Genomic DNA, 17,952 nt, shown 5'->3' with positions numbered 1-17,952 from the left:
TTTAATTAAACTTTGAATGTTAGATACTTAAAGTTAATCAAAAAATCGCTATTATGCTAATGTTTAAGTAATTATCTTATTTCGAACTCACGTTAATTTAAAACACCTTACGGCATAATACCCCATCACTCTTTTACTACAAGTCCCGCTTTGCTAAACTTGCGCCAAGAAATGGTAACCCCTACCCGCGCAGACTTGCAGTCTGTGCGTTACGAAGCAATAATTACTCTTGGAGTAAGACACGGACAAAATGTCCGCACCAACAGAGAGGTTTTCGAAATCATGAAAAAAAGTAACATAAAAAACAAAGTGAAAAGCTGTCACTTTTGTCACTTTTTATTTATAAACAATTAATGTCAATCAGTAGTTGATAAATTTCATTAGTCGTTTTACATACGCTTCGCTCCTGTGAACGTTGTTTGTCGTGACTCGGCATAACATAAAATAAATTTTAGTTCTGCCCTCGTTACTTAAAACGTTCTTTTATCCTGCGCGCAATCACAGATTGCTTACCTTACTTTTGGCCAAAGCTCCAAAAGTAAGCAAAAAAGCATTACGCCCCGCTTCACCGTACGACCCACCATCGGCTTGCCGGCTGAATGAAGTGATGAAAGATTCATCGTTCTACAGATTGGCAAACGATGCTTAAAAGCGCCCGCACTTCATTCTACGCCGCCTGCACCGGGTGGGTGCCCCGTACGCTCGCTAATGGCGCTGGCTGACGCCTGACGGGCAGGATTTATCCCAATGTCATCAAGTTAAGTAAATCTTATAGCCTGTCATCCTGAACGATAGTGAAGGATCTCTTTTCTTAAAAGCAATTTGCCTACACGGGATGCTTCGTCCCTCAGCATGACAAGGACAAAAAAGCTTGACTTAATGACATTGGAGTCTATCTTCTTTCTTGACGTTGCGTTGCGACTCCGTGCATAAGTTCCGCAGGCGGGGTACCCACCCGGTGCAGGCGGCGTGAAACGGGATGTTGTCCGAGCCGCAGGCGAGTTTCGTCCCGTTTAACCGGCCAACCGTTGGTGGGTCGCCGAGGGACAAAGCACTAGCCTTTTGCCTTCTTTTGGGCAATGCCAAAAGAAGGGGCAAGCCCGGGAGGGCGCGGCAGTAGGGAGCTACGACTAAAGTATTTAGCCTAGGATAGCCTTTATGTAAAAAATGAAAGAACATATAATTTAAACAAAACGAAATACTGATTCGCATTACTAATAAATATACCACAAACATGGTATAAAAATACCTCACTTTAGCGATTTCAGGTATGTAGGAAAGCATGTACCTTTGTATCAATAATTAAACAAATAAAAAAAATAAAAAATTATGGGAAAGATTGCAAAAAAATTGACAGACCTGATAGGGAATACTCCGCTTCTGGAGTTGTCAAACTATAATAAGAAACATGGACTCGATGCCCACGTTATTGGCAAACTGGAATATTTTAATCCGGCATCCAGCGTAAAAGACCGCATAGCAAACGCAATGATAGAGGATGCCGAAGCATCAGGTATCCTGAAACCAGATAGTGAACTGATAGAACCTACCAGTGGAAATACCGGTATCGGTCTGGCATTTGTAGCCGCGGCTAAAGGTTATAAACTGACCCTGACTATGCCCGAAACGATGAGTATAGAGCGTAGAAACCTGTTAAAGGCTCTTGGTGCAAACATCGTACTGACTCCCGGCCCTGACGGCATGAAAGGAGCTATAGCGAAAGCGGAGGAACTACAAAAGCAGAATCCGAAAGCTGTAGTATTACAGCAGTTTGCAAACCCTGCCAATCCTGCTATACATAGAAAAACTACAGCAGAAGAAATCTGGCGCGATACGGATGGGAAGGTAGACATCTTCGTAGCCGGTGTGGGTACGGGTGGTACGGTTAGCGGAGTAGGCGAAGTGTTGAAGAAGTACAACCCGAATGTAAAAATCGTTGCTGTAGAACCAGCGGATTCCCCTGTGTTGTCGGGAGGTAAACCGGGTCCGCACAAGATACAAGGCATAGGCGCAGGTTTCGTACCCGAAACATATGATGTCTCGGTAGTAGACGAAATCATTCAGGTAAGTAATGATGACTCGATACGCACAAGCCGTGAGTTAGCCCGTGAGGAAGGGCTTCTGGTAGGAATATCATCCGGCGCGGCAGTATATGCGGCAACACAATTAGCGAAAAAGGCTGAAAATAAAGGGAAAAACATAATCGTTATACTTCCCGATACAGGCGAACGTTATTTATCAACCGTATTATATGCTTTCGAAGAATATCCTCTTTAATCAATATACAGCCATTTAGAAACTGTTTAAATTTTATTCGTTCAAATTTTTAGAGATGTTTTAGAGATGCTTTTTTACATACGCTTCGCTCCTGTGACCGTTGGTTGAGTTGAGAGAAAGGAAAAAACAGCCGAAAACAGACTAAAAATGAACGAAGAAAAAGATATAATAAAATATTCGTATAAAATTTAAACAGTTTCTTTGGTTATCTTTATTTAGTTTGAGTAATTGGCTTCCGACCAGTTGTTAAAAACATTATTAAAAACAAGAATATGAGCAACTATAAATTTGAGACACTACAAGTACATGCCGGACAAGAAATAGATACCGTTACCCGTTCGCGCGCTGTGCCCATTTATCAGACCACATCGTATACATTCGACGACGCGCAATATGGAGCCGATTTATTCGCTCTTCGCAAATTCGGGAATATTTATATCCGCCTGATGAATCCGACCACAGATGTCTTCGAAAAACGTGTAGCTGCACTCGAAGGCGGAGTATCTGCATTGGCGACCGCATCGGGACATTCAGCCCAGTTTATAGCGTTAAATAACATCTTATCTCAGGGAGATAACTTTGTAACAACTTCTCATCTATATGGGGGAACACACAACCAGTTTAAATCGCAGTTTAAACGCCTCGGAGTAGAAGCGCGATTTACACCGGACGATGAGCCTGCTTCATTCGAGAAACTGATCGATGGCAAAACAAAAGCCCTCTATCTGGAAACTATAGGGAATCCAGACCTGAATGTACCCGATTTTGAAGCTATTGCTGCTATTGCTAATAAATATGATATTCCTTTGATTGTGGATAATACATTCGGTGCAGGGGGAGCAATATTCCGCCCAATAGAGCATGGGGCTACTATCGTTGTGGAAAGTGCTACCAAATGGATAGGCGGTCATGGTACATCGTTGGGTGGCGTTATCGTAGACAGTGGAAAATTCAACTGGGGCAATGGTAAATTCCCTGAGTTTACACAGCCATCCGAAAGTTATCATGGTCTTGTATTCTGGGATACCTTCGGAGCAAACAGTCCGTTTGGCAATATCGCATTTACAATTCGCGCACGCGTGGAAGGGCTTCGTGACTGGGGTAGTACAATCAGTCCGTTTAATTCATTCCTGCTTTTGCAGGGGCTCGAAACTTTATCACTCCGTGTAGAGCGTCATGTGGAAAATACGCTGGCAGTAGCCAAATGGCTGGAGAAACATCCGAAGATAGAATATGTCAATTATCCCGGACTGGAAAGCAGCCCGTATCATGCTGTAGCTAAAAAATATTTTAACCGTGGATTTGGAGGCGTACTATCTTTCAAATTGAAAGGAGCAGGCGAGAATGCAGATACATTAATAAATTCGCTGAACCTGATAAGTCATCTGGCAAATGTGGGCGATGCAAAATCTTTAATTATCCACCCGGCAACAACTACACACGAACAGCTTTCTGCCGAAGAAAAGGTTATCGCAGGAGCCGTTCCCGGATTACTCCGGTTATCTGTAGGTATAGAAAATATTGACGATATATTAGCCGATTTGGAACAGGCTTTGAAGAAGATATGAAAATATGATTTTTAGAGATGAAAAAGAGACTAACAGCACAATTCTGTTAGCCTCTTCTTCTTTAACCAAAAACTTTTTTATTTTTCAGATTCTCCAGTTAAAACTATGCACTTGGGTGCAAGGCTTTCAGCTTCTACAAACATCCTGAATCTTTTTGTCTTCATCAGTATATGTGTATAATAGAGCCTAAAAATAAACGAAAAACAACCCATAAAAAAGCTATGGAAAAGTTACTAAGAAGATAATTTTACTTCCTTGTGATTTTCACCACATATCCGCCTCCTGATGCCATAGTAATCAGCAGTTTCCGGTCTGACGGAATATCTATGATTTCTTTCTTGTAATCTTTGGCTACACGGTCGGCATTGATACCGTCTTTGAAAACCTCCCCCTTGAAATTTCCTGCGCCGAGGAACGACAGGTCGAGTTCCATATTGCGTGCATCCCAGTTAGTCATTGCACCTACATACCATGTATCCCCTTTCTGGCGGGCAATAGCTACATATTTTGCTATCTCTCCGTTCAGGGCTATGGTGTTGTCCCATATTGTAGGCACCGCAGCGATAAACTCAGTACATTCAGGTTCGGCCATATAGTTTGACGGGCTGTCGCAAAGCATATTCAGCGGTGATTCGAATATTACATATTCTGCCAACTGCCGGCAACGTGTGCCCTGGCTCATGGCTTCGTTATTCACACTTCTGTAATTACTTTTAGTCGCGTTGCGCATCGAACCCTGAGTGTAATCCATAGGACCTGCTACCTGACGAATGAATGGGATAGTAACATCATATGTCACCTGATCCAGATCTTCAGCCCATTTCATCTGTTCCAATCCGTTTACACCTTCAAAGTTGATTACATTCGGATAAGTACGTTGCAACCCTGTTGGCTTGTATGAGCCGTGATAGTCTATCAACAGTTTATACTTTGTAGCCATTTCTGCGCCACGGCGGTGGAAGTCAACCATAATCTGGTCGTCCCTGTCCATAAAGTCTACTTTGAAGCCTTTGATACCCATTTCGCTGTAATGCTTGCAAACGGCTTCCATATCGCGGTCGAAGGCGTGGAATCCGGCCCACAGGATAAGGTCTACATTTTTGGATTTGGCATAGGCAACCAGTTCGGGCAGGTTGATTTCGGGCACTACTTGGAACAGGTCGGCCTTTTTGTTTACAGCCCAGCCTTCGTCGAGGATAACATATTCGACACCATATTTGGATGCAAAGTCGATATAATACTTGTATGTTTCGTTGTTTACCCCTGTTTTGAAGTCCACATTGTACAGGTTCCAGTCGTTCCACCAGTCCCATGCCACTTTGCCCGGTTTCACCCACGAGTAGTCGCCCTGCGATGGGGTAGCCAGTTTGTATATCATATCGCTGTCTGCCAGCTCCGCATCTTTTTCGGAAACGATAACCACACGCCACGGGAAGTTTGTTGCTCCGTCAAATTTAGCCAGATAGTTTTCACGCGATTTTACCAGCATTTGCAGGTTGTTGTGCCCTCCCTGTTCCACTTCTTTCGGATATGGAGCAAAGACGCCTTTCAGGCTGTTTGCTTTATCGGCAGGATAGAGGAACATGCCCGGATAGTTCATCAGGTCGGCCTCGGCGATACAAACTTTCTTGCCTTTCACGCCTTCTACTACCAATGGGTTTATCGCAAGCCTTTTTTTGTTCCATTCCGACAGCAGGAGGTGGGAATATGGCTGTTCAAAAGAATTTGAGAATTGTTCTTCCAGCGTTGCTGTCTCCGGCTTGTTGGCATAATTGATAAAAGCCTTGCTGTCGGCAGGGAAATTAAATTCGGCCTGCTCGTTATCCACTATAAACGGTTTCTTCGAAGTGGATACAAAACGATATGCTATACCATCGTTGTAGGCTCTGAAAATGATGTTATAATCCTTAAACTTCAGTGTGAGTTCGTTATAGTTATCTACGATTTGCTTACGTTTATATATTATGGCATTGATGGTCTGGTCTACTGTCTTGGTGGAAGAACCCGATAATTTAGCTTCTTTTCCGTAAGAGGAACCATCGTTGAGCGTCATGGATATGGCGGATTTATCGAGCATCAGGTCACCGTTGTGCGATACCGAATAATCGATGGTTTTACCTACATTGATGGTCGCTTCCAGTTTTCCGTTTGGTGCTTTCAGGCTGAATTGTTTTTGTGCCATTGCCGTGACGGAAAGTAAAGTCATGCAAAAAACAGACAAAATGATTAGATAATTTTTCTTCATGGTTTATTTTAATGTTTAGAGTTTTAGCATCCAGTGTCAATAATCTGTAGGTATAATGTAAGAATTTGTCTCAAAAATATTTTTTGTATCTTTTTACATACCCTACGTTCCTGTGGCCGTTGGTTGTCGTGCCGAACGGAGTGAAACAACGTTCGGCGTTAGCCGATTGAAAACCGGCAAAGTGAAGCCGATGACAAAGATAATAACAATTTAACAGCCTCAGTGCAGTTCCCCGGCAAAAATCTAATTGAAAGACTACCTGCCGGGTCAACTGAATCAGCAATGAATTATTAAAAAAGAGTTTTATTGCGCAAACTTCAATCCCTGTACTTTATTCCATCCTCCACGGGTGAAGTCCGGAATTTCTACAGGAGCAGAATTGTTATCCAGAGAGATTTCTGTCAGCGGAATCAGGCAGCACCATTCAGCCAGGTCATATACATCCATATCCAGCGGCAAGCCTTTTTGCAGGCAGTAAATCAGGCGGTAGTCCATGATAAAGTCCATACCTCCGTGACCCCCTACTTTCTTTGCTTGGTCTTCTATATCTCTGGCAATAGGATGTTTGTATTTCTCCATCAACGCTTTGCGTACATCATCCGGTACAAAGCTGTGGGCGCTCAGGTTTTCGTGGTTTTTAGCAAACTCAGGGTCTAGTTCCTCGCTATCCAATGCATAGCCTTGTATCGGATATTTGTTGGCAAATCCTTTTGTTCCGGTCAACTGGTACATGCGGCTGTAGGGGCGCGGGGAGTTTACATTATGTTCGATAAGGATAGATTTGCCTTTCTCGGTAGAGATAAGGGTACTTGTATGCTCCCCATTGCGGAAGTCTTTTACATCCTCACCTCTTTTCTCTTTCAGGTAGTTGATGCTCGATATCTGTTTGGCGTCTACCGATACCAGATAGTTCAGTTTGTCGCCGCGGTGGATGTTCATGGCCTGGCATACAGGACCCAGTCCGTGGGTCGGATACACATCGCCACGGTGTTTCATATTATAATCCATGCGCCAGTTGTTCCAGTATTCGTCCCAGAAAGGTTGCAACCCATGTATATAAGCGCCTTCGCCATGAACGACCTCACCCAGCAGCCCTTGCTGAACCATATTCAGGGTAGTTAGTTCGAAGAAGTCGTATACACAGTTTTCGAGTTGCATGCAGTGCTTGCGGGTTTGTTCTGAAGTATTGATCAGACCCCATATTTCGTCCATCGTCATGGCAGCCGGCACTTCTATGGCTACATGCTTGCCGTCTTTCATGGCCTGTATACCTATGGTAGCATGTGACAGCCAGTCGGTGGCTACATAGATAAGGTCTACATTGGGCAGGGCGGTTACCTTGCGCCACACGGCAGTATCGCCATAAAACTCCTGTGCTTTGGGGAATCCGCGTTTAACCAGTATTTCATTCACTTTCTGAGTGTTCTTTTGCTCCACATCGCAGAGGGCGACTATCTCTACTCCGGGGATATGTGTCATGCGGCTTACCGCTCCGGGGCCTCGCATACCCAGCCCGATAAAGGCTACGCGCACAGTAGGCAGCGGGTCGGTGCGCAGTTCCAGTACATCGGTCTGTCCGGCAGGGCGGGTAGGAGCAGTCGTTTTAATAATATTCTGCGAGAATACATTCAGATTACCAAGAAGAAGTAAGCCAAGTAAAACTGTTGTGATTTTTTTCATGATGTATAATTAATTTAGGATAAATCGGATCAATATAATATACCTAGACCAAAGGTTTATAAATTGCGCGATCAATCACATTTTACAAATACTATACAATGATGGTGTGGTTTTATACTCACTTTTTTTATATTTTTCTTTTTATTAATCGCGAACTAAAAGAATAAATAAGGGCATAACTAACTGTATAAAGATAGGAGATTTTTTCCAGAATCTTTTTTTAATTAACCCCTCAACCTAAAAATATATATACATTTGTACCATACTATTACCATGTTTTATCGACAATGGAAAGAGAAAACACATATAATCAGCTGTTTGAAATGATGCGTGAAGACAATTCCGACGCATTTGACAAACTATACCACCTTTTTTATGCTCCTCTATGTGTATTTGCAAACAGGTACATAGAAGATTATAGCGCCGTGGAAGATTGTATACACGACATATTTCTGAAAATATGGAGGGATAGGAAAAGTATATCTATAAATACATCGGTACGCTCCTACCTGCTCACAACTACCAGGAATCATTGTCTCAACCTGATTGAAAAAAGAAAAACTGAACTCACTTACGAACAATATATACTGAATACATACGATCCATACTCTCCCGAAGATTTATATTCTGTAGAAGAACTGGAGAGTATGATCGAAAAAGCAATTGAAAAACTTCCCGAAAAATACAGGACAGTATTCAGAATGAGCCGATTTGAATATATGACCTATAAAGAGATCGCCGAAAAACAAAATATATCGATAAAAACAGTTGAAGCATACATGCATAAATCTCTGGCTATGCTGTCTGTATCATTAAAAGAATACCTTCCCTACATTATTCTTTTCATTTTTTTCAATAAAAATTAATTTTTCCATAGGGTGTCCTGCAAGTTATCTGTCTTATATATGTAAGCAACCATAAAATGCATTATGAATAGAGAAAGATTTGAAGATCTTATATACAAGTTTCACAACAAACAATTAAATTCCGAAGAAAAAGCGGAATTTGAATATTTCCTGACTTCCTTTGATGAAGCCAGGGAAATATTCCACGATTGGAACCTTGTACATCAGGCATCCGAAGCACTTTCCATCCATAAAAATATACCTGAGATATCTATTCCTTCTACTAGAGTTCCGTTATTTACCGGTTTGCGCCGTTGGGTGATAAATACGGCAGCTGTTATTTCCATACCTTTAATTCTTGGCCTGACATACCTGTTAATTGATAAATATAGCCACGAGACGCTGACTTACAATGAAATAACGGCAGCCAACGCGAAGGTGGTTAATATCACATTATCAGACGGTTCGAAAGTCTCATTATATGCAGGTTCTACACTTAAATATCCAAATCAGTTCGAAAACGATGAACGCCTTATAAAGCTGAACGGGGAGGCGACCTTCGAGGTTAAATCGAATCCTAAGAACCCTTTTTATGTAGAGACCAGTGACGGAACACGCGTAAAAGCATACGGGACAAAGTTTTCGGTGCGGGATTATAATATGGATAAGACAATTTCTGTTTATCTGGAACGCGGCGTTGTAGATTTTATGTCGCCACAGCTTAGCCATTCTGTAACAATGAAGCCGGATACTAAATTGATATTCGACAAAGTGGGGAAGAAATATATCATACTGAACACTACTCCGAATGAATATGACGCTTACGAGCAGGGTGTATTGCTGTTCAACAACAAGCCGCTCGAAGAAGTAGTGCAAAAACTAAGCAAAGTATATAATACAGAAATAATAATAGAGGACGAGAGCCTCAGGGAATATAACTTTACTGCGACAATTAAAGACGAATCTATATACCAGATAATGGACATGTTGTCTATAAGCTCCCCTCAACTGGAATGGAAAAAAGAAGACCAGAAGATAATACTAACCAAGAAACTAAAATCTGAAAAATAAAAAACGGAAACGATATGAATAAATGCTTATCACTTTTTTAACAGAAGCTTAATGCCAACAAAATGATTCTTTAAGAATAACAACATTCTTTTGTAGACATTTTTAATTTACAATTTTATGAAGAAACATTACCACTTATTTCTAAGGGGCCGACAATTCTTTGCCCTGCCCGAAAACCTATTAAAGAATATTAACCTTAAAAAAAGTATGCTATGACATTAAAAGATTTTATTGTGAGAGGGAAATGCAAATACCTCTTATTACTAGGACTGTTTTTGATGTCCTTCACCGTCCAGTCCCAACGGGCGGATTCAATTACCGTCAACAGAACAGGAGCAATCCGTGCCGTACTACAGGAAATAGAAAAATCATCTTCGTACCACTTTCTGTATAATGATAAACTTGTAGATGCTAACAAAGTGGTGTCTATAAATGTCAAAAACAAGCCTGTAAACGAAGTGCTGAATACCCTCTTTGAAGGCTCAGACATCACTTACACCATAGTAGATAATCAGATTATACTATCTGCCGGTGCCAATGGGGTAAAAGATGTGAAACAAACAGGACGTTCTGTTTCGGGTATCGTAAAAGACGAAAGCGGATTGGAACTTCCGGGAGTAAGTATTGTTGTCAGAGGTACAACAACGGGTACCGTTACGGATAACGACGGACGGTATAGTATCAATGTGCCCGACAATGCAGTATTGATATTCAAATATGTAGGATTTGTTTCTCAGGAAATAAAGATAACGAACCAGAGTGTACTGAATATAACACTGAAAGAAGATACTCAGGCACTCGAAGAAGTAGTGGTCGTAGGTTATACTACACAGAAAAAAGCCGACCTTACAGGTGCTGTTTCATCTGTGAAAATGTCGAGCCTCAACGATATGTCTGTAAGCGGTATCAACAGTGCCCTGCAAGGCCGTATGTCAGGTGTGACCGTGTTGCAGAGCAGCGGTGCTCCGGGTTCGGGAACCTCTATCCGTATCCGCGGTATGGGTACATTCGGTAATAATGAGCCACTGTATATCATCGATGGTATGCCTGCCGATAATATGAATGACATCAATCCTGGCGACATCGAGCGTATCGATGTATTGAAGGACGCCGCTTCTGCTGCCATCTATGGTTCGCGTGCCGCTAATGGTGTTGTAATCATACAAACTAAAAAGGGAGCTAAGTCCGACAAGGTAAATATTGCTTTCAATATGCACCAGGGATTTTCTTCTCCACAGAAAAAAATTGATGTATTAAATGCCGGTCAGCGTAATATGATCCATCTGGAAGCGTATGATAACGCGACCAAATACGATGGATATACCGGAACACCGTCTTCATATTATACATCGGATTATGCAAAAGTAAGCCGGACAAACTGGCAAGATGAGATTTTCTCAAGTGCTGCACATCAGGCTAACTATGACCTATCTCTTTCGGGAGGTTCCGACAAATTCAAATATAATATCATGGGCGCTCATCTGACACAGGACGGGCTTCTTAAGAACTCAAACTTCAAGCGTACCACTTTACGGATTAACACAGAACTGGAAGTCATCAAAAATCTAAAGGTTGGTGAAAACCTGATGATTACACATTCTAAGCAGAATATTGTTCCTGAAATGGGTGCAAATGGCGCTATCGCTCCTGCCCTTCAGTTCGACCCGTCTGTTCCTGTGTACGAAGACAAGGCTAAAGGCATCTACAGCGGTAGCGGTGAGCTTGGCGCTGACCTTAGAAACCCTATTGCAACACTAGACCGTGCCGACCGTGCTCGTACACGTGACCGTATATTCGGAAATGTTTATGCTGAATATAAATTCCTGAACGATTTCACTGTCAAGACCGATTTAGGTTACGACTGGTCAGACTGGGGCGAAAAATGGTTTGTAACCAGAGTTCCTGAAGCAGGTCGTGCATCTAATACAAACGAGTTGACCCAAAGAGACTGGAAAGATTCGAAATGGATAACAACCACTACCTTGAAGTATGATAAAATATTTGGTAATAATAAATTAATGCTTTTGGCCGGTACTTCTTACGAATCATTCAACTCTGAGTTTACAAATGCCCGTGGTACCGGTTTTATCTCAGAAGATAAATCTCAACGTTACCTGTCGGCCGCTACCAATATCGCATGGATGCAAGGAGGCAGGGAAGAATGGGCGATGAACTCTTATTTTGCCCGCCTCGACTACTCCTTCTCTGACAGGTATTTATTATCAGCAAGTTTCCGTGCGGATGGGTCGTCCAAATTCGAAAAAGACAACCGTTGGGGATACTTCCCTTCCGTATCAGGAGGATGGCGCATTTCGGAAGAGCCGTTCTTCGAAAGCATGAAAGCAAATGCAATCCAGAATTTAAAACTCCGGGCATCATGGGGTAAGCTGGGCAACCAGGATGTAGGAAGCAATTACCCTACGAAGGTGCTTATTGCCAACACGACCGACGATGATGGGTATAATACTGTATTTGGCAATTCCGAAACAGTAGGTTTCGGACGCTATGAGTCTACTCTGGCAAATCCTAACCTGAAATGGGAAGTAACTACTCAAACCGACCTCGGTTTGGATGTCAGTTTCCTCAACAAGTTTGATTTTGGATTCGACTACTTTACTAAAAAGTCAACAGATGTATTGCTGGAAATCCCCGTGCCTTCTTTGGCCGGTATCGATGGTGGTATGATAGTAAATGCAGCCGAAGTACGTAACCGTGGGTTTGATATGAATCTGACTTATAATACGAAAGTTAAAGATTTTCATATAAACGCGTATGGTAACTTCAGCAGCGTAAAGAATGAAGTGCTCTCTATGGGAACCGGTAGCCGGAATATGTTTACCAGCGCATACCGTGGAACAAACATCACTCGTACGCGTGTAGGCGAACCTATCGCCCACTTCTACGGATACAAGAATGGTGGTGTTTTCAAATCTCAGGAAGAAATAGACGCCTATGTAAATGATAAAGGTGAAAAGATACAGCCAAATGCAAAAGTAGGAGACCTTAAATTCTTCGATTTGGATGGTAATGGTAAAATAGACTCCGAAGATCAGACCAATATTGGCAGCGGATTCCCTGACTTTACGTATGGCTTTGGAGCAGACTTAGAGTACAAAGGGTTCGACTTTAGCTTCTTCTTCCAGGGTGTTGCCGGATATGACATCTTCAATGCGCTGAAATATGAAGGTATGTTCGTAGATTCGCGTTACAACCAGTTTGCTGCTATACTCGACCGCTATCATCCGACAAACAACCCTGATGGCAACGGTCCGCGCGTAACGGTTAGAGATACGAACAACAACCGCAGAATGTCTGACTACTATGTGGATAAAGGAGATTACCTGAGACTGAAAACCCTTACTGTAGGTTATACTTTCAATAAGAATGCCGTTAAGAAATTAGGCTTACAGAAATTGAGAGTTTACGCGACAATGCAAAACCTGTTCACATTTACCAGTTACAAAGGCTTCGACCCTGAATTGGGAGAAACATACGCAAACGAAATAGACAATTACGGCGTTACCGAAATCGGAGTAGACAGAGGACAGTTTCCTCAACCAAGAACTTTTATAATGGGGATTAATGTTAATTTTTAAATTGAAGAATCATGAAACTATATAAATTATTATTTCTTATTCCATTCATGCTAATCACTTCTTGTGATTTGGATAGAGAACCTTATGGTATTTCCAACTTCTGGAATACGGAGGCCGATGCTCAGTTAGGATTGGATGCTGCTTACGCCCCATTTTATGAAGAAGAAGGATTTGGGCGCGGACACTGGTGGGTAGGCGCCGCCAGCGACGATATGGTGATTAACCGCAGCAAAGGCGACGACGAAGCACTGACTGAGTTCAGAACAACAACAAATGCTTCCAGCGGACAGTTTTCCAACTGGAAGGTAATGTATAAAGTTATCAGGCGTGCAAATGATGTGATGAAATATACCCCTGGTATAGAAATGTCTGACAAGAGTAAGGATGTATTAATAGGTGAAGCTAATTTCCTGTGTGCATTTGCATACTTCCATTTAGCTAAAAGGTATGGTGGCCTGCCATTCTATGACTATAACAAACCGGATGAAATAAATAAGCCGCGCGAGACAAAAACAGAAACATATACACGTATCGAGGCTTATCTGAAAACTGCTATCTCTCATTTCGAAAAACATGACCTTTGGACAAGGGATAAAGGAGCGGAAGGACGTCCTCAGTTAGGCGCTGCTTACGGATTACTGGCTAAAGTATATGCTCACTGGGGTAAATACACTGAAGCGAAGTCTGCCGCAGAAAAAGTTATTAACTCCGGCAAATATTCGTTGGATAAAACCGATAATAACGGATACGCACATTTATTCTCCCCCGCCGGAGAAAAACACGAAGAAGTATTATTCAACCTGACAAACAAAGCTGTAAGGAACCAGGGAACTGTAACATCTGTTATCCTTCTTTCAGGAACACTTTCGGGCGGTACAGGCTGGTATTATTTCGCTCCTACCAAGAGTTTGTTTGATGCGTTCGAAAAACCAACTGTAACTTCAGGAGGTGACCTTCGCCGCGAAGTAACCTTGAAAGGCGTGGGCGATGTCGTACATTATCTGGGAACTGCAACCACTCTTACCAGCGATAATATCAAAGATATGACTACCGGATATATGGGTGCCAAATATTCAGCTGCTTACAACGATCTTTCCGGTTGGAACTGGGAAACCGGAGCAGATGTGCCTTTGCTACGTTATGCCGATGTACTGCTTATACATGCCGAAGCTGAAATTTTCTTAGCCGGAGGTGGTGCAAGCAACAGGACCAAAGGAGTTGCAGCTGCTGCAACATCTTTCAACGAAGTGAGAGTAAGGGCTTTTGGCGGAGATAATACAAAGGCCATCACTGCTCCTACCTTCAATGACCTGGTAAATGAACGCCGTTGCGAACTGGCTTATGAAGACGAGCGTCATTACGACCTTGTACGCTGGGGATTGGCCAAGGAAGTGTATGCTGCCGCTACAACAGAGACAGACCCAAGAGGGGCCCGTACATTCGACCCCGTTAAAGATGCACATTTCCCGATACCGCAACGCGAAATAGAAAACACGGACTATGTGTTGGTTAATAATCCTTTAGACGGATATTCCAATTTTAAATAATCCGGAATAAACTACTTATTATCTATTGAGGGTGTGTCATAAGTAAAACATCTCTGTCAAATTGTTACTCTCTTTGTCATTCTGAGTGCAACGAAGAATCTCGACCTTTCAGATACGGGATGTTTCACTCCGTTCAACATGACAAAAAGATATGGAAAAATACTTATGACACACCCTCATTAAACTAAAAAATTGATGAAAAAAATCTTGTTCTCTTTAGCTGTTATTGGATTGTTGACATGCTGTTCCGATACACCTAAAAATCCTATCGACTATGTAGACCCGTTTATCGGGACAGGTTTTCATGGCCATACATACCCCGGGGCTACAGTGCCGAACGGAGCTGTGCAATTAAGTCCCGACACCCGCACAGGAGACTGGGATGCTTGTTCCGGTTACCATTACAGTGATACTTCTATTTTGGGATTTTCCCATACACACCTCAGTGGGACAGGTTGCGCCGACTTGGGCGATGTGCTTTTCCATCCTACAACCAAAGATATAAAACCGGTGGCGAAGGGGTATATCTTCGAACCATTGGCTTTTTCTCATAAAGACGAGAAAGCATCTCCCGGATATTATTCCGTGGAATTCAAAAATGAAGGAATTAAAGCTGAACTTACAGCTACAACATATACTGGTGTACACCGCTACACTTTTGAAAAAGGGAAAAACGAATCTATCATCATTGATATGGCTCATGTGTTAGCCGAAGAAGTCATCGATTCTCTTGTTATAAAACAATCCGGCAATAATGAAATCTCAGGTATGAGAAGGTCTCAGGGCTGGGTAACCAATCAATATGTATTCTTTGTTGCCCAGTTTTCCAAAGATATTCAATCATTTGACCGTGTCAATGATGGAATCGTGCTGGAAAAGGATGCCAAAGCTAAAAGCAATAATCAACAGGCCATACTGAATTTTGGAGCTTCTGACGGCACACCAATTGTAGCTAAAGTAGGATTCTCTGTAGTCAGTGAAGAAAATGCCCGTAAAAACCTGAGCCACGATGTGGAAGATTTCGACTTCGATATGGTACACAATCAGGCTAAAAACTTGTGGGCGGAAGCCCTCTCCGACATCATTGTAGAAGGTGGCAGCGAAAACGATCTGAAAAATTTCTATACGGCGGCCTATCATTCAAAAGTGGTGCCGAATATAATGAATGATGTAAACGGCCAGTTCCGCCGCCATGATATGAAGATAGGCACATTACCGGAAGGAAAGAAATATTATTCGACATTCTCTATCTGGGATACATTCCGTGCATGGAATCCGCTGATTACACTGACTGATACAACATTGGTAAACAATATGATCAACTCTTACCTGGATATGTACGATGCTTCGGGCGAACTGCCAATCTGGCCGTTGTCGGCAGGCGAAACAGGCACAATGATAGGTTACCATTCCGTATCGGTGATTGCCGATGCCTATATGAAAGGCATTCGGGGGTTCGACATAAACAAGGCCTATGAAGCGATGAAAGTGTCTTCCGACAAAAACAAGAAAGGTTCGGATTATTATATCAAATACGGCTTTATCCCTTCCAATATAAAGAGAGAATCGGTATCCTGCCTGCTCGAATATGCCTATGATGACTGGTGCATTGCCCAGATAGCAAAAGAACTGGGGAAAGAAGATGATTATAAATTATATACAGAAAGAGCCTCTTCGTATATTAATGTCTTCGACGGGAACACTAAGTTCTTCCGTGGTAAACGCATGGACGGGAACTGGGATAATCCGTTCAATCCATTCGAACCCGGACGTGCCTATACCGAAGCTACTGCATGGCAATACCGTTTCTTTGTACCACACGATGTGAACGGGCTTATACAACTCTTTGGGGGAAAGGAAGGATTTACCGCTCAACTGGACAGCCTGTTTATAGTAGAGTCAAAGGTAGAAGGGCACATGTCTGATATTACCGGACTTATCGGGCAGTACGCGCACGGTAACGAACCGAGCCATCACATGGCTTATCTTTACAATTATGTAGGGCAACCCTGGAAAACGCAGGCAATGACGCGCCGTATCTTAGCCGAAATGTACCAGCCTACACCGGAAGGCATCAGCGGGAATGAAGACTGCGGGCAAATGTCGGCATGGTATATCCTTAGCAGTATAGGTATTTATCCGGTATGTCCGGGCTCAAATGAATTCTCTTTAACCTCTCCGTTGTTCAAAAAAGCAACAATTAAATTAGCAAATGGGGAAATATTGATTATAACCGCCAATAACCCACAAAAGAATGTATATATCGACAACGTTTCTTTCAATGGAAAAGAGATAAATGTGAATTATATCACATATCAGGATTTGATGCAGGGTGGAGAGCTTAAATTTACACTGGCGTCTACTCCGAATAAAAACCGGGGAATAGCTGAGTCTGACTATCCACATTCGATGAGTATGGGAAAAACGGTATCGATTCCTTATACCAGGAGCGATCTTGATCTATTTGTAGATAATATCGATGTAGACTTACATACAGTGACAGAGGATGCTAAGATTTATTACACGCTGGATGGAAAGGAACCCACAGAAGAGTCGGCTCTTTATACCCAACCGGTAAAATTATCGTCTTCCACCACCATCAAAGCCAGAGCATATAAAACAGGTTTTACTCCAAGCAGAGTATTCACAATACAGGCAACCAAAGCGATATTTAAGAATCCGGTATCGGCACAGGCAAAAGAGAACGGGACAAACTTCCGCTACTATGAAGGATATTTCAGCGCAGTAGGCCAGATAGAAAAAACACCGGTATTGGACAAAGGTATAATGCCGGAGCCTTCGATTGCGGGAGCAAAACAGGCTGATCATTTTGCCTTTACTTATACAGGCATTATCTTTGTACCTGAGGATGGTATCTATGAATTTATGACCATGTCCGATGATGGTAGCGTGCTGTATATCGACAATATAAAGATAGTGGACAACGATGGATCGCATGCCGCTATCTCTGCCACAGGACGCATTGCCCTGAAAAAAGGCTACCACACATATAAACTGTTATACTTTGAAGATTATGAAGGGGAACATCTGAGTTGGGGCTGGAAAAGACCTGCATCGAATAACTTTGAAAAGATTCCCGCATCTAATTTATTTATAAAATAA

The 17,952-nt window shown here is 42.4% G+C and carries 10 protein-coding genes; 8 read left to right on the top strand and 2 right to left on the bottom strand.

All coding sequences use genetic code 11. The annotated features are described in order from the left end of the window. Positions 1-520 precede the first annotated feature (520 nt). From D0T84_RS22935 to D0T84_RS10525, 3 genes are all read left to right on the top strand, one after another. Complete coding sequence (locus tag D0T84_RS22935; protein WP_255495312.1) at positions 521-649, top strand: hypothetical protein; 129 nt, start codon at positions 521-523, stop codon at positions 647-649. A gap of 680 nt (positions 650-1,329) precedes the next feature. Further along, positions 1,330-2,277: a cysteine synthase A gene (gene cysK / locus D0T84_RS10530; RefSeq protein WP_163307837.1), complete on the top strand. Its 948-nt coding sequence runs from the start codon at positions 1,330-1,332 to the stop codon at positions 2,275-2,277. Positions 2,278-2,549: 272 nt separating this feature from the next. Then, entirely contained in the window at positions 2,550-3,845 is a 1,296-nt protein-coding gene (locus tag D0T84_RS10525) for an O-acetylhomoserine aminocarboxypropyltransferase/cysteine synthase family protein (RefSeq protein WP_163307836.1), read from the top strand. A gap of 247 nt (positions 3,846-4,092) precedes the next feature. Here the strand turns inward: D0T84_RS10525 and D0T84_RS10520 are convergent, their stop codons facing one another. Beyond that, entirely contained in the window at positions 4,093-6,090 is a 1,998-nt protein-coding gene (locus D0T84_RS10520) for a glycoside hydrolase family 97 protein (RefSeq protein ID WP_163307835.1), read from the bottom strand. Between the two features lie 303 nt (positions 6,091-6,393). After that, complete coding sequence (locus D0T84_RS10515; RefSeq protein WP_370525490.1) at positions 6,394-7,773, bottom strand: Gfo/Idh/MocA family protein; 1,380 nt, start codon at positions 7,771-7,773, stop codon at positions 6,394-6,396. Between the two features lie 284 nt (positions 7,774-8,057). Here D0T84_RS10515 and D0T84_RS10510 point away from each other — a divergent pair, with 284 nt between their 5' ends. From D0T84_RS10510 to D0T84_RS10490, 5 genes are all read left to right on the top strand, one after another. Next, a complete protein-coding gene (locus tag D0T84_RS10510) occupies positions 8,058-8,636 on the top strand; it encodes an RNA polymerase sigma-70 factor (RefSeq protein WP_163307833.1) in 579 nt (192 codons plus the stop codon). Positions 8,637-8,699: 63 nt separating this feature from the next. After that, complete coding sequence (locus tag D0T84_RS10505) at positions 8,700-9,686, top strand: FecR family protein (protein ID WP_163307832.1); 987 nt, start codon at positions 8,700-8,702, stop codon at positions 9,684-9,686. Between the two features lie 212 nt (positions 9,687-9,898). Then, positions 9,899-13,282 (top strand): TonB-dependent receptor, encoded by a 3,384-nt coding sequence (locus tag D0T84_RS10500; RefSeq protein WP_163307831.1) that lies wholly within the window; start codon positions 9,899-9,901, stop codon positions 13,280-13,282. A gap of 11 nt (positions 13,283-13,293) precedes the next feature. After that, the gene (locus tag D0T84_RS10495; protein WP_163307830.1) at positions 13,294-14,829 is read left to right on the top strand and encodes a RagB/SusD family nutrient uptake outer membrane protein; all 1,536 of its coding nucleotides are present in this window, start codon (positions 13,294-13,296) and stop codon (positions 14,827-14,829) included. A gap of 195 nt (positions 14,830-15,024) precedes the next feature. Further along, positions 15,025-17,952 (top strand): GH92 family glycosyl hydrolase, encoded by a 2,928-nt coding sequence (locus tag D0T84_RS10490; RefSeq protein WP_163307829.1) that lies wholly within the window; start codon positions 15,025-15,027, stop codon positions 17,950-17,952.

Source organism: Dysgonomonas sp. 521 (assembly GCF_010501055.1).
Lineage (GTDB): Bacteria > Bacteroidota > Bacteroidia > Bacteroidales > Dysgonomonadaceae > Dysgonomonas.
This window is presented reverse-complemented; position numbering and strand designations above follow the sequence as displayed.